We start from the raw sequence: 22,629 nt of genomic DNA, 5'->3' as shown, positions 1-22,629 counted from the left end.
GATTGCCCTTGGACCCGGATCAAGATACCTTGACCATTCAGATGATGAGAACATCTGATTCGAACATCCGAACTGGGAGACCTGCCTTGTCCGAAGTTCCCGAGATCCCCCTGACCGACCCCGAGGTCCTGCGCGATCCGTTCACCGCTTACCGCCCAGTCCGTGAGCGCTCCCCGATCGCCAAGCTGGTCGCACCGGGTTTCGGCCCGATGTGGGCGATCCTGCGCCACGAAGAAGCGCGGAAGATGCTGAGTGACCCGCGTTTCGCCCTCAGCTCGGCCAGCTATCAGCGCATGGAAATCCCCGAGCACTGCCGCCCGTACATGCGGTCGATGCAGGAGCTCGAAGGCCCGGAACACCTCCGGCTCCGACGCCTCGTGTCCCCCGCGTTCACCCCGCGCAAGGCCGCCGCGCTCCGGCCGGGGATCGAGCGGCTCGTGGACGATCTCCTCGACGGCCTCGCCGGACAAGACCGGATCGATCTGGTCACCGCCTTCGCGCGTCCGCTACCGGTCGACGTGATCTGCGCCCTGGTCGGCATCCCCGAAGCCGACCGCCCGCGCTGGCGCGAGTACGGCACCCTGGTCGCGGCGGGCGACGGTCCAGGACTCGCGAAGGCGGTTCCAGGGATCGTCGAGGACTCTCTCGCCGCCATCGCGAACCGGAAGCTCGAGCCCGCCGAAGACGTCGTCTCGCAACTGCTCCAGATCCAGGCCGAAGACGGCGACAGGCTCAGCGAAACCGAACTGGTCGCCCTGGTCTGGCAACTGGTCCTTGGCGGCCAGGTGCCCGGCAACCTCATCGCCAACTCCGTCGAGATCCTGCTCTCCCACCCCGCCCAGCTGGCCGAACTCCGCGAAGACCCGGCCCTCATGCCCGGCGCGGTCGAGGAACTGATGCGCTGGTGCAGCCCGCAGCTGCTGACGATCCCCCGGCTCACCACGACGGACGTCCGGATCGGCGACGTCCTGATCCCCGAAGGAGAACCTGTTACTGTTGCGATCGCCGCGGTGAACCGGGACCCGAGGGCGTTCCCCGACCCGGACGTCTTCGACATCCGGCGCGCGGCGGGGCCCGCGTGGCATCTGGCGTTCGCCCACGGACCGCATTTCTGCCTCGGCGCCTCACTGGCCAGGGTGCAGACCGAAGTCGCACTCATCGCACTACTGCGCCGCTTCCCCGATCTGGCGCTCGCGGATGGACTGCTGCGGATCCCGGACCCGGGCACCTGGCGGCTGAACGCACTGCCGGTCAACCTGCACGCGACAGTTGTCAACTGAAACACGTTCTAATAGCGTGACCGGCTGTGAGACACGGGATAGTGCTGTTCACCAGTGACCGGGGCATCACACCGGCGGCCGCCGCACGGACGGCGGAAGCGGCGGGCTTCGACGCCTTCCACGTGCCCGAACACACGCACATCCCGGTCAAACGGGAGGCTCCGCATCCGCGCACCGGTGACTCGTCCCTGCCCGACGATCGCTACCTGCGCACGCTGGATCCGTGGGTCGCGCTGGCCACCGCGGCCTCGGTGACCACGCGGATCCGGCTCGCGACGGCGGTGGCCCTCCCGGCCGAGAGGTGATCGAGGCTGGCGAAGACGATCGCCAGCCTCGATCACCTCTCGGCCGGGCGGGTCACCCTCGGTGTCGGCTTCGGCTGGAACGTCGACGAACTGGCCGATCACGGCGTCCCGGGCGGCAAGCGACGGACGGTCCTGCGCGAGTACGTCGAAGCGATGCGCGCGCTCTGGACGGGACGACGAAGCCTCGTACGCCGGCGAGTTCGTCTCGTTCGGCGCGAGCTGGGCCTGGCCGAAACCGGTTCAGGCGCACATCCCGGTGATCGTCGGCGCGGGCGGGACGGAGAAGACGTTCCGCTGGATCGCGAAGTCCGCCGACGGCTGGCTCACCACCCCCGGCGACACGGACATCGAGGACAAGGCACGACGGCTAGGCGAGATCTGGCACGAAGCGGGCCGTTCCGGCGAGCCGGAGATCTCCGCGCTCGGTGTCCGTCCGGACCCGGAGAACCTGGCCAAGTTGGAAGCCGCCGGGGTCACCGAGACGATCTTCGGCCTCCCGGACCGCTCCCCCGACGAGGTCGAGGCCTGGCTTCGGCGCCTCGCCGGAAAACTCAGCCTGCCCGCTGGGAGTCGATGAGGTACCGGCCGTCCTGCTGGACCAGTTCGAAGGTCTCCCTCCCCGTCTTGGTCCCCCCTGACGCGGTGACGTAGGTGAGCGTCGCCGTCACCGTGTTCCCGGATTCGGACACGTTCGACACGGTCACCGAGCGGTAAGCCTTCCAGTAGCCCGAGTACCGCTCGAAGCTCTGGTCCCTGGTGCGCTTGAAGTTGTCGGACAACGTCGCGAACCCGGCCTGGAGATTCCCAGGAATGAGCGTGTAGTAGGCCGCGAGCGCCTGCCCTGGCGTCTGTGCCGGAGGCGGTGCGGACGACGACGGGGACGGCGGCGGTGACGACGACGGGGGCGCCGAAGAGGACGGCGGCGGTTCGGGAGAGGTCGGCGGCGGGGTGACGGCCTGCGACTGCGAGGCAGGCGGCGGTGCGGCGTCCGACGGCGTGTCCTCTCCACGCGTGATCATGACGACCACGGCCGCGGCGACCGCGGCGAGCACGAGGAATCCGGCGAGTACGCCGATCAGCATTCCCTTGCGTGCTTTCGGCGGCGGTTCCTCGGCTACGAGCGTGGTCGGCTCCCCCGCCGCCAGCGCCCGCAGTTCCCGTTCGATCTCGGTCATCGTCGGCCTGCTGTCCGGCCGGACGTCGAGCAGGCGGGTCAGCAGCGGCGTCAGGATGCCGGACTTCACCGGCGGAGTGATCTCCCCGCTGGACGCGCGGTACAGCAGCGCGATCGGGTTCTCCGCCGTGCCGTAGGGCGTGCCGCCTTCGAGCGCGGTGTACAGCGTCGCGCCGAGCGAGAACACGTCGGAAGCGGAAGTGGCGTCCTCACCGCGGGCGACCTCGGGCGCCAGGAACGCCGGCGTCCCGGAGATCTCGCCGGTCGCGGTGAGCTGGACGTCCCCCATCGCCCGCGAGATCCCGAAGTCGGTGATCTTGACGGTGTCGTCTTCGCCGAGCAGGACGTTGCCGGGTTTGATGTCGCGGTGGACGATGCCCGCCCGGTGCGCGGCCGCCAGCGCCGAGCACAGCTGGATGGCGAGACGGATGACGTCGTCGACCTCCATCGGCCCTTCGCGCAGTTTGTCCGCGAGGCTGATCGAGGGGAGGTACTCCATGATGATCCACGGGCGGTCCTGCTCGTCGATCACGCCGAAGACGGTGATGGCGTGCGGATGTACCAGCCGCGCGGCGATCCTGGCCTCACGCAGCGCCCGATTCTTGGCCTCGTCGGACTTCTGCTCCCCTTGCCCGTGCGGCAGAAGGAGTTCCTTGACCGCGACCGTGCGCTCCAGGTTGTCGTCGCGCGCCCGCCACACGGTGCCCATGGAGCCACCACCGACGGGCTCGATGAGATCGAACCGGTCGGCGAGGCGGCGGATCTCCTCCATTGTCGACGTCCCCCTGGGAGCTGTGGTGTTCGCGTGAACCTTGCCAGCATGCCAGGAACGCGCCGGGGCACCGGACCCGGCACGGTGGTTTCCGGCGCGGTGTCGGTCACTTCGCGGGCCGGGCCGTTCAGCGGAACCCCGCCCCTTCGGCTGCCCGAAAGTTCGTCTCCCGGACGGCCTGGTGCACATCCTACTTCTCCGGGTGTGGCCTGATCTCGAGAAAGGGCGGCGATGCGGGAAATCATCGGCGGCCGCGGCGTGCTTGAAGGCGCGCTCGCGTTGCTCGAAGCATTCAACGAGCACGGCGGGCAGGCAGACCTGACCCAGCTGGTGCGATCGACCGTCCACCGGCTAGATGAGCCGAAGGCGTCCTTCACCGCGTCGCACGCGGTGAAGGACGCCTTCGCCCCTACCAGGCCTTGCCGAACTTGATGCGGTACTCCGGATCTTCGGCGGGCTTGCCCGCCCCCTTGATCCTGGCCCTGGGCTTGCCCGCCTTCTTGCGTTTGGCGGCCAGCGTCTCCGGATCCCACGGGTTCTCCAGCAGGCTTTCGGCGTCCTCCTCCTTCGGCGGCTCGTCCGTCACTGCGCGGCCGCGGGTTCCTTCGGCACCGGCTTGACGGCCCAGAGGCCGGGGTTCCCTGCCGGTTCGGCCAATTTCATGACGTCGGCGAAGTCGTTCGCCTGCCGGGAGAGGAAGACACCCATCTGGCGCAGATCGCCCATCTTGCGGACCGAGGCCTCGATCAGATCGCTGACGGCCTGGACGAACCCGTTCAGGACGCGAATCATGTTCGCCGCCTCACCAGGAGGGTTGAACCAGTCCTCGATGAGGTTCGTCGCCGCATCGACGAGCTGGTTGGCACACTCGCTGATGAACCCGATCGCGTCGGCGTAGGTTTCGTAGACGATGTCGATGCAGCTTTCCATCGTGCCCGCGATCTCGTTGAAGACGCCTTCGTTACGCGAGATGCGCTTGGTCGCGTTGATCGCGTAGGTGTTGTACGAGTCGTAGCCGCCGCCCTGCCAATACGCGGCGAGGTTGTTGCGGGACTCGTCGATGGCGTTCTCGGAGTCGACCATGTACGGAGCCTTGCCCCACCACCCGGCCAGTTCCTCCATCCGGTCGGCGTTGCCGAAGAGGCCGTCCCGGATCATCGCCAGGGTGCTGAGCGCGCCCTTGTGCTTGTACTTCTCGGCCTTCTCCTGGACCTTGTTCGCGCTGTTCTCCGGCCATTCGGCCTTCTCGCGTGTCACCATGCTCTGTTCCTCAACTTTCGGAAGGCCTAGAAGCGCTTGTTCGCGTCGTCGTCGCCCATGTAGCCGAACTGCTCGTAGTACTCGGCGTCGCGGTCCTCGTAGTCCTTGGCGACCTTGTCCAGGTTGTCGCGGACCTCCTGGATCTGTTCGAAGCCGGTCCGAGCGGTCTTCAAGATGGTTTCGCGGGCGACGTTGTAGTCCCGCGGGAAACCGGTCTTCACACCGAGGAGCCCCATGTCGATGTTGGACATCGCCGCGTAGTCGCCGCCGAGCTTGAAAAACTCGTACCAGGCGTCGCCCGCGGTAACCCAGGCGTCGGTGTTCTTGCGGAGGGCGTCCGGTACGACGTAGTAGCCGGTACCTTCGATCTGAGCCAAAGTCGTTCTCCGTTCAGCGGGGGCGCGAGGCCGCGAGGGCCTGCTGCCTGAGTTCCTGCGCGTGCTCCTCGGCGGCGACGATCGCCTCCAGCAGGCTCGCGCTCAACGCGGTGGCCGTGGTGTAAGGCAGGTTTTCGAGGTCGATCTCGATCCGCTCCAGCCGTCCGGTGCCGGAGACCTCGATGACGCCGAGGTCGTCGGGGATGTCGACCTCGATGGTCTGCGCCCGGACGTCCGCTAGCGCCCGCGTCCGCGCCGCGTCCTGCTCTTCGATCTCGCTGACCAGGTTCTCCAGCCTTTGCCTGCGGCTCACGCGGACACCTCCGGCAGGATCCCCACGAACTTTTCCCGGCCGGCGGCACCGGCCGCCGCGCGCGCGGCGGCGATGGCCTCGATCGTGTCCGGGCCGATGTTCTGCGGGTAGGCCTGACGCAGCGCGTCCGCACTGACGTCGAGGTCGGTCAGCCGTCCGTTCCCATCCACCTCGGCCTCGACGAGCCCACTGTCCGAACGACCAGAGAAACGTTCTTCGGCCTGTTCGGCGGCAAGACGTTCGAATTCCGCGGCCGTCGCCTCCCAGGCTTCCATTTCCGCAGCCGTTGGCGGCTCCCAGTCGTATCCGTTCATGCGGTGCATGTAAACACCGTTGACTTTGCCGAGCGGGAGTTTCAGGACATCGCCGGAAACATTGTGGCCCAGATCACTCGGACGGTCACCTTCCGGCGGTACCGACCAGGAACGCGAGGCTGCGCTCGGCCTCCGCGACAGCGGAACCGCGCTCGACGTGGCCGTCGATCACGAGCGTGGCCAGCCCATGGAGCAGGCACCAGAGTGTGACGGCGAACCCGCCCGGATCGTTCCGCTCACCCACCCGATCGGCCAGCACCGCACAGGTCTCCCGATGCGCCTCGCCGAGTCCGGGATGCGCGGCGCGGTCACAGATCCCGGCGCCCGCCATCAGCCGGTACAACGCGGGATTCTCCAGCGCGAAACCGAGGTAGGAATGCCCGAGCGCGGTCACCGTACCGGCGCCGCAGCCCCGCAGGCAGTCCTGCAGTTCGGCGTGCCCCTCCAGCGCGACCGCCACCAGCAGCGCGTCCTTGTCGCGGAAATGCCGGTACGGCGCCGCGGTGGACGCGCCCACCTTCGCGACCGCGCCGCGCAGGCTCACCCCTTCCGGACCTCGCTCGACGAGGGCCTCCCGTGCGGCCAGGACGAGCGCCCGACGGAGGTCCCCGTGGTGATAGGAACGTTTGACGATCATGGCGGACCCCCCCAGCCCTTGATGCCACGCGAACGCCCCACCTTAGCCGAGGGCCGAAGGGCGCCATACCCGCGTCAGACGTGCCGAAGGGGCCCTTCACCGCATCTCATGAGGGGAAAGTCCCCTTCAGCTCACGGATGATCCGCGAGGTCCTTGGCCGCGACGTACCCGAAGGTCATCGCCGGGCCGATCGTCGACCCGGCACCCGCGTAACTGTTGCCCATCACCGCCGCGCTGGCGTTCCCGGCGGCATACAACCCGGAGATGACCGAGCCGTCCGCTCGCAGGACCCGCGCCCGCGCGTCGGTGCGCATGCCACCCTTGGTACCGAGGTCGCCCGGGACGATCTTGAACGCGTAGAACGGGGGTTCCCAGAGCGCGGCGAGGCACGAGTTCGGCAGGACGTACGGGTCGGTGTAGTAGTGGTCGTAGACACTGGCGCCCCGGCGGAAGTCACTGTCCACACCGGACAGTGACTGGCCGTTGAACCGGTTGACCGTGGCACGCAACGCCTGCGGCGGAACGCCGATCGCGGCGCCGAGCGCCTCCACGGTCCACGCCTTCTTGACCGCGCCCGCCGAGTACCACTCATCGGGAAGCGGCAGCAGCGGCGCGACGTCGCGGAAGAGATACCGGTTGCGGTAATGCTGATCGACGACCAGCCACGCCGGGATGGTGGGCGAACTCGGGTTCCGGTCGTACATCGTGTGCACGACGTCGCTGTACGGCACCGCTTCGTTGACGAACCGTTTGCCCGCCGCGTCCACCATCAGTCCGCCGGGAAGCGTCCGCTCGGCGAGGCAGAAGTAGGGCTCGCCGGGCAGCGGGATCGCCGGGCCCCACCAGGCGTCGTCCATCAGGTCCAACGCCGCTCCGGCCCGTTTTCCGGCGAGGATCCCGTCGCCCGTGTTCGACCGGGCGCCGACCGTCCACTGTGTACCGATCGGCTGGCGCTGGTATTTCGCCCGCATGGCGGCGTTGTGCTCGAACCCGCCGGAACCGACGATGACGCCGCGCCGCGCTTTCACCACACCTGCCGCGACGGTCACACCGGTGACCTTCCCGTTCTCGATGACGAGATCGGTCAGAGGCGTGTTCAGCCAGACCGGGACACCGGCGCGCCGCAACCCGGCCCGCAGGCCGGCGGCCAGCGATTGCCCCATGGTGAGCGGTTTCTGTCCGGCGAGCGCGGCGGCCGTGCCGCGGGCGAGGCAGGTGGCGGCCACCGCGGCGCCCTTCGGGTTGACCGCGGCCAGCGCGAGCCATTTGTAGTCCGCGCTGAAGACGGCCATCCCCGCGGGCGTGGCGAGATAGGGCGGGTTCAGGTTGGCCAGTTCAGCGCCGAGGACGTTCCCGTCGAGTTGATCGGGTTCGATCGAGCGCCCGCCCGGCTTCCCGCCCGGCAGTTCCGGGTAGTAGTCGCTGTAGCCCTCCATCCACCGGAACCGCAGCGGGCTGTTGGCCATCACGAATGAGAGCATCGCCGGGCCGTTGGCGAGGAACGCCTGCTGTCGTGAGGCGGGGATCGACGGGCCGACCACGGCGGCCAAGTACCGTGCGGCCTCTTCCGGGGTGTCGCGGACGCCGGCCGCGGCGAGCACCGAGTTGCCAGGAATCCAGATCCCCGCCCCCGACCGGGCGGCCGAACCGCCGAACTTCGCCGCTTTCTCCAGCACGACACAGCTGAGCCCGCGTTTGGCCGCCGTCAGCGCGGCGGTCATCCCGGCCGCTCCCGCGCCAACCACGACGACGTCGTACTCGCCGATCACCGCGGCGTCGGCCGAAGCCGTTCCGGCGAACGGTAGTCCCGAAGCGAGCGCGATCCCGGCACCGGCGGCGGTACCGCGCAGAACCTGGCGCCGGGACAAGCGGGGGTCGGGACCCATGAATCCTCCTCGCGTGGGGACCGAGCGAGGTCATGTTCTCCAGCCGGGCACAAAAGTGAAACAAGTTCTACCCGCTTGGAGCAGGCGGGAACGGCCGCGCTCGGCCGGTCACCTCAACCGGCGCGGGCATTCAGCCCAGCGCGCGGACCAGGTCCAGTGCGCGACCGAGGGTGGCGAGCCGGTCGGCGACCGTCTCCCCCGCCGGGTACAGCCGGACCGTGTCGACCCCGGCGTCACGCCAGACACTCAGCCGTCGCGCCACCATCGGTTCGGTGCCGATCAGCGTCGTGCCGAGCACCATTTCGTCGGTCACCAGCGCGGCGGCGCCTTCCCGGTCGCCCGCCTGCCAGCGCTCCCGCACCGCCGCGGCGGCCTCGGCCCAGCCTTGCCTGCTGTAGGCGTTGTTGTAGAAGTTCGTCTTCGCCGAACCCATCCCACCGAGACTGAACGCGAGTTCGGCCTTGCGGCCCGCGACCATGCCACGCAACTCGTCCTCGTCCCGGGCGAACGCGACCTCGGCGCCTTGGCAGACTTCGAGGTCCGCCCTCGACCGGCCAGCCTTCGCGAGGCCGGCGTCGAGATGCGAGAAGTAGGCCCGCGCCCCCTCCGGGACGAAACTGGTGCCCAGCCAGCCGTCCGCGACCTCGCCGGTCAGCTCCAGCAGCTTCGGTGAGAGCGTGGCCAGGTGGATCGGGATGTCCGGATTCGGCGTCGTCGACAGCCGCATCGGCTTGGCATCACCCGGCAGCGGGATCTCGAACTCCTTGCCGGTGAACGAGATCTTCTCCCCCGCGAACGCCTGGCGGATGATCGCGACCGTTTCGCGCATCCGCGACAACGGGCGGGCGAACGGAACGCCGTGCAGCCCCTCGATCACCTGCGGCCCCGAGGCCCCGAGCCCGAGGGCGAACCGGCCGCCGGAAAGCTCCGAGAGCGTCAGCGCGGCCTGCGCGATCGCGACCGGGCTCCGCGTGCCGAGCTGGATGATCCCCGAGCCGAGCCGGAGCCGCTCGGTCCGCGCGGCGAGATAGCCGAGCACGGACGGCGCGTCCGATCCCCACGCCTCGGCGACCCAGCAGTCGTCGAGGCCGAGTTTTTCCGCCTCCAGCACGAAATCCAGCGTGTCCCGCCAGCCACGCGAGGCCTCGACCGTGGTCGCCGTCCGCATCACGCGCCTGCCGCCTCTGCCCGCTGCTTGATCGCGGCGAGGGTCCCGGTCATCGCGTTCTCGAATTCACGCAGCCGGACGAAGACGATCTTCTCCTCCTTGTCCGGCATCTGCTCGATCGCCAGCGAAAGGCCCGACCGGCCCGGCCCCAGCCGCATCCACTGCCGGAGCTTCGTACCGCCGTTCTCGGGTTCCAGCGTGAACCGCCACAACGCGGTCGGCGTCTCGGGATCATGGACCGCCCAGGTGAAGGCGCGCGGCGCCTCGCATTCGACGACGTGCGACGTCGTCTCCCATTCGCCGAGCGCGTCGTGCTTGCTGCGGCCGACGAACCGCCTGCCGACCGCGGCGTCACCGGCCGCGCCGTCGCACCATTCGGCCGACTGGAGTTCCTGGCTCATCTCCGGCATCAGCCGCACGTCCGAGACGATCGACCAGACGCGCTCCGGAACGGCATCGACCCAGACCTGGACCTCGACCGTCGGTTCGTCGGCGTATTTGGCGCCGGTCCACTCCATCGCGGCCACCTCTCCATCCTCGTGACCTCGATAGTTGCGTAGATGGACTTACGTTGTCAAACCTTGCTGTGTGGCGAAGCGGCGCACTACATCGGGACGATTCGCCAGCTTCGGCGGGTAGCCCGGCCCGAGCCGCGCCCGGGTGTTCTCCGCGGTGAGCGACCCGGCGCAGTGCGCGCAGACGACCTCCGCGTGCGTGTCATGCCCGCAGGCGTCGTGGTGGAGGGTGATGGGCGGTCCGGCCTCGCCGGAGAGCCAACGGTCACCCCAGCGCGTCATCGCGGCGAGCACACCGTAGAAATCGGCGCCCTTCTCGGTCAGCACGTAGTCGTAACGGACCGGATCGGCCTGGTAGGCCCGCTTCTCCAGCAACCCCTCACCGACCAGGCGGCGCAGCCGGTCGGCGAGGGTGTTCCGCGCGATGCCGAGTTCCTGCTGAAACTCGTCGAACCGGCGGATCCCGTAGAACGCCTCCCGCAGGACCAGCGGCGTCCACCAGTCGCCGAGCAGGTCCATGGTGCGCGCGATCGAACACGGCCACTGCGCGAACGAAGTCCGTTTCATGCCCGCGAGCCTACGCCCAGTGCAATTGATCCGGTCATTCCTCCACCTATTCTCCGGCGCTCAGGCGCTGGCACGAAATGTCGCGATCCGGTCAAGGAGATCCCGCGCGTTAATGTCATCCACTCGCCTACGCACGCATTCCGACAGCGGCCGCAAACGATCCCGCGTACGCGCGGAACGGATTCCGTTTGCGATCTCCATCGCGGCGAGGCCGACCTCCGCCGCGCGGTCGAGGTCGCCTTCCAGGGCGTGGTCGACGGCGAGCCAGATCATCGTCAGCGACCGGCTGCGCACCATGTCCGGGCCGTAGCCGTCGATGGCCTCGGCGAGCGCGGGGATGGCCTCCCGGCTGTGGCTGACGTCGACGAGCCTGGCGAGTTCGGTGCGCACCATGCCGATCATCGCGGCCATGTCATTGGCCGTGAAGAAGGCGGACCACGACGGGGCGGCGTCGCCCGAGAAACTGGCGAAGTGCTCCGGGGCAAGGGAAAGCTCGTCGAGCGCCTGGCGGACATCACCAAGCAACGCGTAGGCCCAAGCCTCGTTCGCCGACAGGATCGCCTGCGACAGCGGCGTTCCCGCCCGGCGTGCCGCGAGCTGCCCCTGAGCGAACTGGGCGAGCGCCTCCGCCGGAGAGCGGTGATGCAGGTACATCCGGCCGAGCCGGTAGTGGATGTTGGCGGCCAGGTCGTCGTTGTCCGCCTCCGCCGCGAGTTCGAGCGCACGACGAAAGTGCCGCTCCGCCCGGACGGGGCGGCCCGAGTCGAATTCCGTCCAGCCCACCAGGTTGTGCAGATCCGCGACCACGCCGGCCAGCCTCCGCGCCAGTGCCTCGGACATCATCCCCCGCCGCAGTGCCACACCGTAGGGTTCCAGCACCCGCAGAAGTTCGCGGCACGCCCCGCCACCCTCCCGGTAGTCGCGCGCGCGGAGCGTGCCGATGACGCCTTCGAGCCGATCGATGTCGGCCTGTCCGACGCGCATCGGGAGCCGCTCAATCACCGCGGCGTCCTTGGACCTTCGGCACAGCCGGTTCGGTCCCGTTGCCTGCCCGAGGCGTGGGCAGCACGCAGCCCTGGAGCTCCCGCCGCCGCGACGACCCGTGAACGGCCTCACGCCTCCGGAGCTCTTCCTTCGGAATGGTGACGGTGATTCGCACACCCATTACTCGATCTCCTCCCCGATCCGCAACGACCAAGCTCGTCGAGGTCCAGAACGGGGCCACGTCGGACTCCCGAATTTAGCGAACGACGCAGTGCCGATGCTAACCTCGAAGAATACCGATTCCATCCGCCGAATGGTTGGCTATTTTCATTCACCGGAATATGCACGTGCGGAATCTCTTTCTTTTGCACGGATGATCGCTTATCCCGCTTGCTCACCGCACGTACACGGCTGGAACCGTCCGTGAGCACATGAGACACAGCTCTCAGCCGAACGTGTGAAAGTTGTCGACTCGGGTCACGAAAAGGCTTCACATTGCGTTATCCATAGCTGAAGATCAACAGCAACCGAACGTAAGGGGCTGAAGCGTTGGACAAGGAAACTGACCTCATCCGGGGGACGATCGTCTTCGGTCTGCGCACTTTCGGTGCGGACCCACTCCCCGTCCAGGCCGATCTCGAGTACGACCCGGAAGACCCCTACGCCGTTGTGGTGGCCTACCACTCGGGCGGCGGGACGGTCCGCTGGATGTTCGGCCGTGACCTGCTCGCGGACGGCCTCCTCACCCCATCAGGTGAGGGCGACGTGATCATCAGCCCGGCAGACGACGCCTCGATCGTGATTTTCGCGCTCAGCGCGCCCGACGGCAGCGCGGTGCTCGAAGCTCCGGCGCAGGAGCTGGCCGAGTTCCTCGACCTCACCTACGACGTGGTGCCCGCCGGTTCCGAGCCGGAATGGTTCGACTTCGAGCAGGAACTCGGCAAGCTCGTCACCGAGTCCTGAGCGACCTGGACGAACGCTTCGACGGCTTCCCGGTCGTCATCGGCCCGCCGGACGACACAGTTCGGCGGGTGGCAGACCCGCGACGCGGCGATGGACCCCGTCGTCGCGGTGGCGCGCGAGACCGCAACTAGAGGACTAATCGCGGCGGTAACGGGCGCCTGGGTGGTCGTCACGAAACCGCACCTGACCGGGTTCCTGGATGCTCTCCCGCAGGGTCTCGCCTTCCGGCACCACGAGGTCGATCACCGACGGGTTCGAGGATCTCGATCAGCGAATAGCCGGAAAGGTCGATTCCGGTCCACCCGCCGAACAAGGTGAACGCGGCTTCGTCGGTCTCGGCGACGATCGGGGTCACGAGCGCGAAGAACTCGACGCTCTCGGATCGCGGCCGAATTACGCCGCCTGACGGCGGACGTCGGTCGAATGCCCATGATGAACACAGCTCGGCGTGTTTGGCGGCGAAGGAACACCGGTGTCCGCTGTGGCGACGGTTCGGCGAGGAACTCCTCGCCGATCTCATACCGGTTGTCGTACGTGATCTGCTGATCGAGGCCGAGTTCATCGCCGCACTGTCCTCGTGACCGCGGCCATCGCCGAAACCCGCGTCGACCCCGAGGGCGCCGATGCGCCTGATTGTCGGGATGGCCATGCCGAAAGCGCGGGCACGGACGAAAGGAAACCCAGCGGCGACCGGAACGGTCGGCGAGGTCTCACCAGCCGGGTGGCGGCGCCGCGCGACCGGTGCCGCCACCCGTACCGGATCAGCCGAGTTCGCGGAGACCAGGGACGACCTGTTCGGAGAACGAGCGCAGGAAGCGCTCCTGGTCGTGGCCGGGGCCGTGGAAGACGAGGTGGTTGAAGCCCGCCTCGACGTACGGCTTGATCTGCTCGACGGCGTCGGCCGGGTCGGACGTGACGATCCAGCGTTTCGCGACCTGCTCGATCGGCAGCGCGTCCGCGGCCTTCTCCATCTCGGCCGGGTCCTCGATGCCCGCCTTCTGCTCCGGCGTCAGGGAGAGCGGTGCCCAGAACCGGGTGTTCTCCAGCGCCTGCGCCGGATCCGGGTCGTAGGACAGCTTGATCTCGATCATCTTGTCGATGTCGCCGGTGCTCCGGCCGACCTGCTCCGCGCCTTCCGCGACCGCGGGCAGCAGCTTCTCGGTGTAGAGGTCCATGCCCTTGCCGCTGGTGCAGATGAAGCCGTCACCCTGCTTGCCGACGTACTTCGCCATCACCGGACCGCCGGCCGCGATGTAGATCGGCACGCCGCCCTCGGGACGGTCGTACACGGTCGCGTCGGTGGTCTGGTAGTACTCGCCTTCGAACGTGACACGCTCTTCTGACCACAGTTTGCGCATCAGTTCGATCGCCTCGCGCAGGCGCGCGAACCGTTCCTTGAACGCGGGCCATTCGATGCGGGCGACCGCTACCTCGTTGAGCGCCTCACCGCTGCCGACACCGAGCAGCACCCTGCCGGGGTACAGGCTGCCGAGGGTGCCGAACGCCTGCGCTACCACGGCCGGGTTGTAGCGGAAGGTCGCCGTCAGCACACTGGTGCCGAGAACGACCCGCTCGGTGCGCTCGCCGACCGCCGCCATCCACGCGAACGAGAACGGCGCGTGCCCGCCCTGGTGCCGCCATGGCTGGAAATGGTCGCTGACCATCACGCTGTCCAGCCCGACCTGTTCGGCGAGCACGGAGTACTCGACGAGGTCGCGCGGGCCGAACTGTTCGGCCGACGCCTTGTAACCGATCTTCAGTGCCATCCGGGTCACCGCCTGGGCTCTTGGGGTTGTTCCGCTCTTCACCTTGGCACAGAGTCGATCAGGTCCGCCCATGCCTCGACGAGGCGGAGGGTGTCAGGAACACCACTCGGATGACGGGAATGCGACCGCAACCAGAGGACTACTTGCGGCTCGGCGGAGCGCGCAGCAATTAGAGGACTACTTGCGGAACGTGGAAAGGCCCCGTACCCACCCTCGCCTTCCGGGACCGGCACGTGGTGATGAGCTGTGCCGTTTGCGCCGTCACCTGTGCGTCGTGCTGGGCGGAGTTGTGATCGGGGAGTCGAACCCCACGCTGCCCGCCACGTGCCAGGAGGTGAGCCGGTGAACCGCCGGCTCTCGGCTTGTGCCCGCTTCCCGGAGGGCTACCTGCTTTCCACGTTCAGTCCAGGAGGTCGGTCTCCCAGTTGGTGCGCTGGATTTCGACGTCGACCACCCGGATCTCCCCCGCGACCCGATCCGCGCGGGACCGCAGTTCCGCGACCGGGAGCGCGGAGAGATACCGGAGTTCCGAACGGAGCTGACGTCCGTAGCCGCCTTGGTTGCGGCCCGCCGCGGCGTCGGCGGCCGCGGTGAGGACGCCGTGCCGGAGCCGGAGGACGTCGCGGCGCGCGATCGCGTCGGTGATCGTGCCTTCCCCGAGCGGGGTCGCGGCGTTGGTCCGGTTGATCCGCTGGATCAACGATTCCAGTTCGCCCAGCGCGGTTTCGGCGTCGACGAGCAGGGCGGCCGCGTTCTCCGCGGGCTCCTCGCCCTCTTGGTGCCGCGCGTTGTCGACGATCCGGGCGCGCAACGCCTCCACCTTCTTCGTCGCGTCGGCGCGCAAAGCGAGCGCTTCGGCCAGTTTGATCCGGGACATGCCGGGAAGTATCGCCGAGATCGGCGGCCGAAGCATCCGGTTTTTCAGCCTGCCAGGGAATGCTTCCGGTAGTCCGCACCGGGCTCCGTGTACTCGAGCCCGTTCTCGTCCATGGCGTTGAAGACGGTGAACCGGCCGCGCGGGAAGACGAAGCCGAGTGCGACCATGCTCCCGGCCACGCCCTTGTACGTGGATTCGAGCAGTTCGACGTCCTGGAGCACCTGACCTTCCAAAGCGGACAGTTCGGGGTAGATGTCCTGCCGCCACCGGAGCGGGCTCGGTTCCGCCGGGTCTCCCCAGTCCCATTCGGACCTGCCGTACGGGTCGATCGTGTTCCAGGTCAGGGAAAGCTCGTCGAACTTCCAGTGCGTGACCTCCAGCCGCTCGTCACCGAAGTCCACCACGACAGGCGCGTCCTGGAGCCACTCGCCGTATTCGACATACCAGGTCAGGTAAACGCACTGGAGCCGCTTGCCCACCAGTGCGCGCAACCGGTCCCCGTGTGCCCTCCGGATCGTCTTGAGCCCGAAGAGCCACACGGGTTCGTAACCCTCGATGTCGAAGAAAGCCATCAGGCGAGTATGCCGGTGATCAGCAGGAACTCGGCACCGGTTTCCCGGCGAGCCGGTCGTTGACGTAGGCCAGCGCGCCGGGTGCGCCCTGTACCGCCACGGTGACGTGTTCGCCGACGGGGATCCGGTCGTACTTGATCTTCACCCCGGCCGCGCAGTACTTCGCGACCAGCTTGTCGACCGGTGGGATCGGTGTCAGTTCGTCGAAGATCCCTTGGTAGAAGTACGTCGGCGAGCCCGGCTTGTGCCCGCCCATGACGTTCTCGGCGATCACCTGTTTCACCGCCGGGACGTCGAGCAGTTCCGGCACGGTCACGTAGTCGGCCATGCGACGGAACGCCTGCCCGACACTGAACCGGTCGATGCACTGCTTCCCGACCTCGACGAAAGCCGCCTTGCCGCGCGCGTTGAGCAGGGTCTCGAGGTCGATCTCCGGATACGCCCGGCTGAGTCCGACGGCCGCTCCGATGTAGACACCCGACAGCGGCCCGCCGTCGATCTGCCGCGCGATGTATCCCATGTCGGCCGGGACCCCGCCCGCCGCGACACCGGCGAACTTCAGTTCCGGCGCGTACGACGGCTGGATCTCGTTGGCCCACTGGCTCGCCAGCGCACCACCGGAGTAGCCCATCAACGCCGTCGGTGTGGCCGCGCCGTTCAGCCGCGCGGGCGCGAAGCGTTGTGCCGCACGGATTCCGTCGAGGACACCGTGCGCGGTGTTGAGCCCGGCCGTCCACTGTGAATCGGGGCCCTCGTAGTCCGCGGTGACGACGGTGTGCCCGGCGGCGAGCAGCGGCACCATCAGGGCGAGTTCCTCGGCGGGCAGGGCCAGCCCGGTCCGGAGCACGTACGAAGGCGCGCAATCGGTGGTGAGACCGTCCTGCGCGGTCTGGTACGAAACGAGCTTGCGCGGCCCCGGCGGTGGGACGAGCGGCTGCAGGACGGTCGCGACGTCGGCGATCGGCCTGCCCCGGGTGTCGGTGGACTTGTACTTGACCTGCCAGGCCCGGATCGGCAGCGGCAGGGCGAGCGCCCGGACGATGACCGGCCGGGAGTCGAGCACGGTGCCCGGTGCGACGTCAGGGAACGGCGACGGCTGGGCGTAGAAGGGATCGTTCCGGGGATTCGGTGGCAAATCGGCGGCACGGACGGGTGGTGCGGCGACCACCAGGGTGGCGAGGGCGACGAAGGCCGCGGCCAGGACGGCCATGGCGCGGCGCACATCGACGGTGACTGCGAACACGGGACCTCCAACTCAATACCGAGCGGTATCGAGTTGCCTGCCTACCATATGAGCCAGATCACAGTCAATGTCCGGAGTTCGAGTTCAGCGGGTTGTACCCTCCGGATTTATGGCCGCTTCCCGTCCTCCGCGCACCCGCCCGAGCCGGGCCGAAACCCGGCGGCGCGTGCTCGACGCGGCGACCGCCGTGTTCGCCCGCCAAGGCATCGCGGGGACTTCGCTCAACGACATCGCGGCCGAAGCCGGGCTCACCAAAGGCGCCGTGTACTCGAATTTCAGCGGCCGCGACGACCTGGTGCTGACGATCATGGAAGAGCACATCGTCGACCGGATGGGCACCGCCACCGCGGTCTTCGACGAGATCGCCGATCTGGAGGAGGCGACCGCCGAGGCGGGCGCGCGGTTGCTGAGCGGAATCGGCACCGACGCCACCTGGCACCGGCTGCTGCTGGAGTACTGGGGCCTGGCGATGCGGGATCCGGCGATCCACGCGGGTTTCGCGGAACGCCGGGCCCGGCTGCGGGAGGCCATCACCCGCGCGATCCGCAAGGCCGCCGGGGCGCACTCGGTGGAATTGCCGCTTCCGGCCGAACAACTCGCTGTGGTGATCCTCGCGCTGTCCAACGGCCTCGCCGTCGAGCGCGGGGTGGACGCCGACGCGGTCCCCGAAACGCTCTTCACCGACGTCCTGCGGCTCTTGATCACGCCGCGCCCCACCTGATCGGCGAACCTCGCCCTTCCGTGGCACCTTGAAGGGATGCGAACCCGGATGCTCGCCGTCGCCGTCGACTGCCGTGAAGCCGAAGCGCTGGCCGCGTTCTGGAAGGAAGCACTCGGCTTTCCCGAAACCGAGCGGTGGACGGACGGCCACGGAGTGACTTACGTCGAGCTGAAGAGCCCGGACGTCCCGAGTCTTCTCTTCCAGCCGGTGCCCGAGGAGAAGTCCGACAAGAACCGGCTGCACCTCGACATCGCTCCCGTCGAACTCGACCAGCGCGAAGAGGTCGCCCGGCTCGTGTCACTCGGCGCCAAGATCGTCGACGACCCCGAGGCGGACCCTTGGGTGGTCATGACCGATCCGGAAGGCAACGAGTTCTGCGTCCTCCCCCGGCGCTGAAGCGCCCGGTCCGGAGTGGACTCAGGCGGCCTTGTCGTCGGCTCGGGCCGCGGGCCGGGAGTGCAGCCCGAGCATCTCCAGCAGCATCCGGCAATCCGTCGCGTCGCGGGCGTTCGCGACCACCGCCTCGGTCGCCTTGCGCAGCACCACCGCGCGCACGGCCGTCGCCCCGCCTTCGACCAGTTCCCCTGCCGGGCGCAGTTCCTCGTACGGGTTCCCCATGACCCCACCTCCGTCTTCCCTGTCGTTGATACCCGATCCAGGCTGAGAAGACCCCCTGTCTTCGTGCGGTCCCGGTGGGTTTCTCCCTAGAATGGCGCCATTCGGACGAGCGGACGGAGCGGGGAACTGATCACCGAGTTACGCGGGGAGATCGTGATCCTGACCCCGGTCACCGAAGCCCACGTCCCGGAACTGCGCCGAATCCGCGGCACGGCCGAGGTCAGGGCGCGCTGGGGTTCGGTCGAAGACTCCCCCACCTGGCCGTTCGACGATCCCACGACGGCCCGCTTCACCGTCCTGGAGGAGGGTGTCGTCCGGGGTTTCGTCCAGTACGGCGAAGAGGACGATCCGATGTACCGGCACGCGTCGCTCGACCTCTTCCTCGACCCGGCGGCGCACGGCCGGGGGCTGGGCACGGACACCGTCCGCGCGATGGCCAGCCACCTGGTGCACGAACGCGGACATCACCGGCTGGTGATCGATCCCGCAGTGGACAACGACGCCGCGATCCGCTGCTACAAGTCCGTCGGCTTCCGGGAGGTCGGGGTGCTGCGCCGCTACGAACGCGACACCGAGGGCGACGGCTGGCACGACGGGCTGCTGATGGATTTGCTCGCCGAAGACCTCACGTAGCGCGTCAGGACGACTCCGATCAGCACCACCGCCATCCCGGCGAGCACCCGTGGGCCGAGTTCCTCGTCGAGCACGATCGCGCCCAGCGTGACCGAGACGACCGGCAGCAGGTAGCCGACGGTCGCCGCGGAGGTCGCGCCTTCGTCCTCGATGAGCCGGTAGTTGAGGTAGAAGGTAATGCCGGTGCCGAAGATCCCGAGAACGACGACGGCGACCAACGCGGTCACGTTCAGCGGCCCGGTCGGTGAGGCGTCGAACGGCAGCGCGAGCGCGCTCAGCACGGTGGCGGTCAGCAACTGCGCGGCGGAGAGCGCGATCGGGCCGCCCTGCCCGACGAGTTTCCGGCCCAGGTAAGCGAAAGCGATGGCGTAGCTGATGCCGGCACCGAGCAGGGCCAGCGTCCCCCAGCCGAGCAGGCCGCTCTTCTGCCAGGGCGCGAAGATCAGCAGGATGCCGGCGAAACCGAGGATCAGCCCGCCACCGCGGATCGCGGTGATCCGGCGTTCGCTGCCGATCCCGATGCCGATCAGCAACGACCACAACGGGGTCGTCGCGTTCATCACGCCGGCGATGCCGGAATCCACGGTCAGCTCACCGATGCCGAACAACGCGAACGGCAGGGCGTTGCAGAAGAAGGCGGCGACGAGGAGCCTGCCCCAGATCCGGCGCTCACGCGGAAGGCGTTGCCCGGCCCAGCGGCTCAGTACGAGAAGGACGGCCGCGCCGAGTGCGCAGCGGATGACGGTGACCTGGATGGGCGAGAGCCCGGCCAACGCGAGTTTGATCCAGAGGAACCCCGATCCCCACAACAGGGCGAGAACGCCCATCCGGACGAGGGTTCCTGGCGCGCCGATGCTCACTTCGTTCCTTTCGCCGGGCCGCTCGATACCTCTCCAAGCTGCCTCGGACGACTCATCAGGACAAGTGAAAAGATCTACACCGACGTTAAGCGGTCCTACATGTTCCGAAGGGTCACGGTCGTGGCCGCCGGGAAAAGACGACCACGACCGGCAAGCGAGGAGATCAATACTCGCCCGGTTGTTCGCAAGGCGGAACAGGGCCTGCTCACATTTCGCGGTCGCGCATGATCCACCTCCCTTTCGACTGGTGCGCCGGTGGGGAACGGGCGCGTTCTCGCACAGTTTGGGGGCTGTCTTCGCACCTCCGTATACCCGGTGGCCGTCTTGTGACCCATGTAATGGGAAGGTTGTCTCACGCGGAGCCGTTCCGCCCAGCGGCGGTTCGGCAGATGGCCCTGCCGGCCGTCGCGCCGTTGTGGCACGATCTGCCGCGGGCAGGGAGAAAGGTGCTTCTGGTGACCGAGAATTCCGGCTCGGCCAGATCCGGGGAGACCGGGAAAGCACGGGCGGAACCCAGGCCGGTTTCGACGGCCGCGTGGGCTTTCGGACGCGCGCTGCGCCAACGGCGGCAGGCCAAAGGACTGGCTTTGCGCGAGCTCCAGAAACTCGCCTATGTCGACAAGAGTCTCATCAGCCGGGCCGAACGCGGCCTGACCCCGCCGAGTGCTGAATTCGCCGAAGCCTGCGATCGCGCGCTGGAGGCGGGCGGGACGCTGATCGTGCTCGCCGAAGCCGCCCGCGCGGAACCGTACGTTCATCTTCCCCCGCCACCGAGTCATTTCGTCGGCCGCGAAGAGCACTTCGCCCTGCTCGACGAGAAAGCACTCGCCGGACCGGCCAAAGTGGTCTTCGTGGCCGGGCCGCCCGGAGTCGGCAAGACCGCGCTCGTGCTGAAATGGGCGAACCGGCGGCAGGAGGAGTTCGACGGCGTTCTCTGGTCGGATCTGCGTGGCTACGCGGCGGGCTCACCCGCGCAACCCGCGGACATCCTCGACGACCTCCTCCGCTGCGTCGGCGTCCGCCCCGACCGCATCCCCGCCGAGGACCACATGCGGCTCGCGCTCCTGCGCGGCCTGCTGCGCGGCCAGCGCACCCTCGTCGTGCTGGACAACGCCCTCGACTCGCACCAGGTGCGGCCGGTACTGCCCGGCACCCCCGACACCACCGTGCTGATCACCAGCAGGCGACGGCTTTCGGGACTGGTCGTCGGCAGCGGCGCGGTCCAGGTTTCCTTGGACCCGCTGGAAGAACTCGAAGCGACCCGGCTCATGGCAGACCTCATCGGCGACGAACGCGCGGCGAGCGACCCCGAAGGCGTCAACAGGCTCGTCCGGCTGTGCGCGGCACTACCGCTGGCGGTGAACATCGCCGCCGAACGGGTCGCCACGCATCCGCATCAGAGTGTCGGCGACCTCGCCCGCGAACTGGTCGCCGAGGGACGGCGGCTGGAACTGCTCGCGGTCGACGACGACGCCGTCGGGGTCCGGGCCACCTTCAGCTGGTCCTACCGCGCGCTCGAGGCCGACACCGCCCGCATGTTCCGGCTGCTCGGCCTCCACCCCGGCCCGCGGTTCACCGCGGACGCGGCGGCCGCGCTCGCCGGGCTGCCCGCACACGACGCGCGACGGCTCGTGGACAAACTCGTGCAGGCGCATCTCGTCCAGCAGGTCGGCGCTCAGTATTACCGGTTCCACGACCTGCTCCGCGTCTACGCCGCCGAAGAAGCCGCCTCCGAACAATGGCGGGAAGAGCGGCAGGCCGCGGTATCCCGGCTGACCCACTGGTACCTCTACGCGGCCAACGCGGCGAGCTGGACGCTGACGCCGGCCCGCGATCACCACATCGACCTCGGCCCCGCCCCCGAAGGTGTCGAGCCGATCCGGTTCGACACCTTCGACGAGGCCTACATCTGGTGCGCGTCGGAGATGCCGAGCATCACCGGCGTCGCGCGGCTGGCGCTGGACCACGGGCTGTACGAGATCGGCTGGCGGCTGCCGGTGGAGATGTTCGACTACCACCTGCTCGGCAGGCCGTGGCAGACGTGGATCTCCAGCCATGACGTCGCGATCGAGTCCGCGACGGCGGGCGGTGACCTCGGCGGGCTGGCGTGGTCGGCGATCAACCTCGCCGAGGCGCACCGGCGGCGCGGCGACCTCGACCGTGCGCACGAGCTGTACGGCCAGGCCGTCGACATCTCCGGCGAGATCGGCGAGAATCCGAGCCTTGGCTGGGCGCTGGTGGGGCTCGGCAATATCGCGCACGAACGGGAGGACTACGCCGAAGCCGTGCGGCTGATCGAACAGAGCGTGGCGGTGAACGCCCGGATCGGCTACCAGCTCGGTGAAGCGACCGCGCGGGTCCACCTCGGCCGCGCCTACCGCGACCTCGGTGAACGAGACCTCGCCCTCGACCACGGGCTTCGCGCCTTCGACGCGTATGCGAAGGACGCCGACCAGCACGGCATGGGCTTCGCGCTGGTGCCGCTCGCCAGGACCTGCCGCCGCTTCGGTGATCCGGAGCAGGCGCTCGGGTACTGCGAGCAGGCGCTCACCGCCTACCGGAACTGCGGCGACGTCTGGGGCCAGGCCGACGCGCTCGACGAACGCGGTTGCGCGCTGGCCGCGCAGGGGCGCACCGAAGAGGCCATGACGGTCTGGCGCGACGCGCTCCAGCTCGTCATGGACCTGGACGACCGAAAGGCGAGCGTGCTGCGCGGCCGCCTCGAAGGCGCCGCCTAGAGCGGGGAGCTGAAGGGGACTTTCCCCGCATGCGATGCGGTGAAAGCGCCCTTCACCGCATCGCATGCGGGCATGGTCCCCTTCAG

26 protein-coding genes and 1 pseudogene are annotated in these 22,629 nt (G+C 68.4%); 9 read left to right on the top strand and 18 right to left on the bottom strand.

Annotated elements, in window-relative coordinates:
* Positions 1-86: 86 nt before the first annotated feature.
* Both ACM6LU_RS12850 and ACM6LU_RS12845 read left to right on the top strand, forming a co-directional pair.
* On the top strand, positions 87-1,280 hold the full coding sequence (locus ACM6LU_RS12850; RefSeq protein WP_414937842.1) for a cytochrome P450 family protein: 1,194 nt from the start codon (positions 87-89) through the stop codon (positions 1,278-1,280).
* Positions 1,281-1,306: 26 nt separating this feature from the next.
* A pseudogene (locus ACM6LU_RS12845) lies at positions 1,307-2,162 on the top strand (LLM class F420-dependent oxidoreductase).
* Here ACM6LU_RS12845 and ACM6LU_RS12840 read toward each other — a convergent pair.
* Positions 2,137-3,531, bottom strand: a complete 1,395-nt coding sequence (locus ACM6LU_RS12840; RefSeq protein WP_414937841.1) for a serine/threonine-protein kinase — start codon at positions 3,529-3,531, stop codon at positions 2,137-2,139. The pseudogene ACM6LU_RS12845 and the gene ACM6LU_RS12840 sit on opposite strands and share 26 nt — an antisense overlap.
* Before the next feature lie 231 nt (positions 3,532-3,762).
* Here ACM6LU_RS12840 and ACM6LU_RS12835 point away from each other — a divergent pair, with 231 nt between their 5' ends.
* On the top strand, positions 3,763-3,963 hold the full coding sequence (locus tag ACM6LU_RS12835; RefSeq protein WP_414937840.1) for a hypothetical protein: 201 nt from the start codon (positions 3,763-3,765) through the stop codon (positions 3,961-3,963).
* Here ACM6LU_RS12835 and ACM6LU_RS12830 read toward each other — a convergent pair.
* The 11 genes from ACM6LU_RS12830 to ACM6LU_RS12780 form a co-directional block, all read right to left on the bottom strand.
* Positions 3,941-4,117: a hypothetical protein gene (locus ACM6LU_RS12830; RefSeq protein WP_414937839.1), complete on the bottom strand. Its 177-nt coding sequence runs from the start codon at positions 4,115-4,117 to the stop codon at positions 3,941-3,943. The two genes, ACM6LU_RS12835 and ACM6LU_RS12830, sit on opposite strands and share 23 nt — an antisense overlap.
* Positions 4,114-4,791: a hypothetical protein gene (locus tag ACM6LU_RS12825; RefSeq protein ID WP_414937838.1), complete on the bottom strand. Its 678-nt coding sequence runs from the start codon at positions 4,789-4,791 to the stop codon at positions 4,114-4,116. The genes ACM6LU_RS12830 and ACM6LU_RS12825 overlap by 4 nt, the downstream gene beginning before the upstream one ends.
* A gap of 26 nt (positions 4,792-4,817) precedes the next feature.
* Positions 4,818-5,168: a hypothetical protein gene (locus tag ACM6LU_RS12820; RefSeq protein WP_414937837.1), complete on the bottom strand. Its 351-nt coding sequence runs from the start codon at positions 5,166-5,168 to the stop codon at positions 4,818-4,820.
* Between the two features lie 13 nt (positions 5,169-5,181).
* Complete coding sequence (locus tag ACM6LU_RS12815; RefSeq protein ID WP_414937836.1) at positions 5,182-5,481, bottom strand: hypothetical protein; 300 nt, start codon at positions 5,479-5,481, stop codon at positions 5,182-5,184.
* Positions 5,478-5,795 (bottom strand): YbaB/EbfC family nucleoid-associated protein, encoded by a 318-nt coding sequence (locus ACM6LU_RS12810; protein WP_414937835.1) that lies wholly within the window; start codon positions 5,793-5,795, stop codon positions 5,478-5,480. The genes ACM6LU_RS12815 and ACM6LU_RS12810 overlap by 4 nt, the downstream gene beginning before the upstream one ends.
* A gap of 85 nt (positions 5,796-5,880) precedes the next feature.
* Positions 5,881-6,432, bottom strand: a complete 552-nt coding sequence (locus tag ACM6LU_RS12805) for a TetR/AcrR family transcriptional regulator (RefSeq protein WP_414937834.1) — start codon at positions 6,430-6,432, stop codon at positions 5,881-5,883.
* A gap of 131 nt (positions 6,433-6,563) precedes the next feature.
* Positions 6,564-8,318, bottom strand: coding sequence for a 3-oxosteroid 1-dehydrogenase (gene kstD / locus ACM6LU_RS12800; protein ID WP_414937833.1), 1,755 nt, complete (start codon positions 8,316-8,318; stop codon positions 6,564-6,566).
* Positions 8,319-8,448: 130 nt separating this feature from the next.
* Complete coding sequence (locus ACM6LU_RS12795; protein WP_414937832.1) at positions 8,449-9,486, bottom strand: LLM class flavin-dependent oxidoreductase; 1,038 nt, start codon at positions 9,484-9,486, stop codon at positions 8,449-8,451.
* Positions 9,486-10,004 carry an SRPBCC family protein gene (locus ACM6LU_RS12790; RefSeq protein WP_414937972.1) on the bottom strand — a complete coding sequence of 173 codons (519 nt, stop codon included), beginning with the start codon at positions 10,002-10,004 and terminating at the stop codon, positions 9,486-9,488. Before ACM6LU_RS12790 ends, ACM6LU_RS12795 begins: the two co-directional genes overlap by 1 nt.
* A 48-nt stretch (positions 10,005-10,052) precedes the next feature.
* On the bottom strand, positions 10,053-10,568 hold the full coding sequence (locus ACM6LU_RS12785) for a winged helix-turn-helix transcriptional regulator (protein ID WP_414937831.1): 516 nt from the start codon (positions 10,566-10,568) through the stop codon (positions 10,053-10,055).
* 60 nt (positions 10,569-10,628) lie between these two features.
* Entirely contained in the window at positions 10,629-11,552 is a 924-nt protein-coding gene (locus tag ACM6LU_RS12780) for a hypothetical protein (RefSeq protein WP_414937971.1), read from the bottom strand.
* A 549-nt stretch (positions 11,553-12,101) separates the two neighbouring features.
* On the opposite strand from ACM6LU_RS12780, the gene ACM6LU_RS12775 reads away from it, so the two are divergent.
* Together ACM6LU_RS12775 and ACM6LU_RS12770 are read left to right on the top strand one after the other, a co-directional pair.
* Positions 12,102-12,515 (top strand): SsgA family sporulation/cell division regulator, encoded by a 414-nt coding sequence (locus ACM6LU_RS12775; protein ID WP_414937830.1) that lies wholly within the window; start codon positions 12,102-12,104, stop codon positions 12,513-12,515.
* Between the two features lie 199 nt (positions 12,516-12,714).
* Complete coding sequence (locus ACM6LU_RS12770) at positions 12,715-12,921, top strand: hypothetical protein (RefSeq protein ID WP_414937829.1); 207 nt, start codon at positions 12,715-12,717, stop codon at positions 12,919-12,921.
* A gap of 355 nt (positions 12,922-13,276) precedes the next feature.
* On the opposite strand, the gene fgd is transcribed toward ACM6LU_RS12770, so the two are convergent.
* The 4 genes from fgd to ACM6LU_RS12750 form a co-directional block, all read right to left on the bottom strand.
* Positions 13,277-14,281, bottom strand: coding sequence for a glucose-6-phosphate dehydrogenase (coenzyme-F420) (gene fgd / locus ACM6LU_RS12765; protein ID WP_414937828.1), 1,005 nt, complete (start codon positions 14,279-14,281; stop codon positions 13,277-13,279).
* Positions 14,282-14,681: 400 nt separating this feature from the next.
* Positions 14,682-15,158, bottom strand: a complete 477-nt coding sequence (locus ACM6LU_RS12760; protein WP_414937827.1) for a DIP1984 family protein — start codon at positions 15,156-15,158, stop codon at positions 14,682-14,684.
* Positions 15,159-15,202: 44 nt separating this feature from the next.
* A complete protein-coding gene (locus ACM6LU_RS12755) occupies positions 15,203-15,730 on the bottom strand; it encodes a hypothetical protein (RefSeq protein ID WP_414937826.1) in 528 nt (175 codons plus the stop codon).
* 19 nt (positions 15,731-15,749) lie between these two features.
* Complete coding sequence (locus tag ACM6LU_RS12750) at positions 15,750-16,973, bottom strand: lipase family protein (protein ID WP_414937825.1); 1,224 nt, start codon at positions 16,971-16,973, stop codon at positions 15,750-15,752.
* 109 nt (positions 16,974-17,082) lie between these two features.
* Here ACM6LU_RS12750 and ACM6LU_RS12745 point away from each other — a divergent pair, with 109 nt between their 5' ends.
* Together ACM6LU_RS12745 and ACM6LU_RS12740 are read left to right on the top strand one after the other, a co-directional pair.
* Positions 17,083-17,694 carry a TetR/AcrR family transcriptional regulator gene (locus tag ACM6LU_RS12745; protein WP_414937824.1) on the top strand — a complete coding sequence of 204 codons (612 nt, stop codon included), beginning with the start codon at positions 17,083-17,085 and terminating at the stop codon, positions 17,692-17,694.
* Positions 17,695-17,730: 36 nt separating this feature from the next.
* Positions 17,731-18,090, top strand: coding sequence for a VOC family protein (locus ACM6LU_RS12740; RefSeq protein WP_414937823.1), 360 nt, complete (start codon positions 17,731-17,733; stop codon positions 18,088-18,090).
* Positions 18,091-18,111: 21 nt separating this feature from the next.
* Here the strand turns inward: ACM6LU_RS12740 and ACM6LU_RS12735 are convergent, their stop codons facing one another.
* Positions 18,112-18,312 (bottom strand): hypothetical protein, encoded by a 201-nt coding sequence (locus ACM6LU_RS12735; RefSeq protein WP_414937822.1) that lies wholly within the window; start codon positions 18,310-18,312, stop codon positions 18,112-18,114.
* A gap of 153 nt (positions 18,313-18,465) precedes the next feature.
* Between ACM6LU_RS12735 and ACM6LU_RS12730 the strand changes: the two genes are divergently transcribed.
* Positions 18,466-18,945 (top strand): GNAT family N-acetyltransferase, encoded by a 480-nt coding sequence (locus ACM6LU_RS12730; protein ID WP_414937821.1) that lies wholly within the window; start codon positions 18,466-18,468, stop codon positions 18,943-18,945.
* On the opposite strand, the gene ACM6LU_RS12725 is transcribed toward ACM6LU_RS12730, so the two are convergent.
* On the bottom strand, positions 18,870-19,805 hold the full coding sequence (locus ACM6LU_RS12725; protein WP_414937820.1) for a DMT family transporter: 936 nt from the start codon (positions 19,803-19,805) through the stop codon (positions 18,870-18,872). The genes ACM6LU_RS12730 and ACM6LU_RS12725 overlap by 76 nt on opposite strands.
* A 455-nt stretch (positions 19,806-20,260) precedes the next feature.
* Between ACM6LU_RS12725 and ACM6LU_RS12720 the strand changes: the two genes are divergently transcribed.
* Complete coding sequence (locus tag ACM6LU_RS12720; RefSeq protein WP_414937819.1) at positions 20,261-22,543, top strand: ATP-binding protein; 2,283 nt, start codon at positions 20,261-20,263, stop codon at positions 22,541-22,543.
* Positions 22,544-22,629 lie beyond the last annotated feature (86 nt).

Origin of the sequence: Amycolatopsis sp. cmx-11-51 (genome assembly GCF_047608665.1) — a bacterium.
Classification (GTDB): domain Bacteria; phylum Actinomycetota; class Actinomycetes; order Mycobacteriales; family Pseudonocardiaceae; genus Amycolatopsis.
This window is presented reverse-complemented; position numbering and strand designations above follow the sequence as displayed.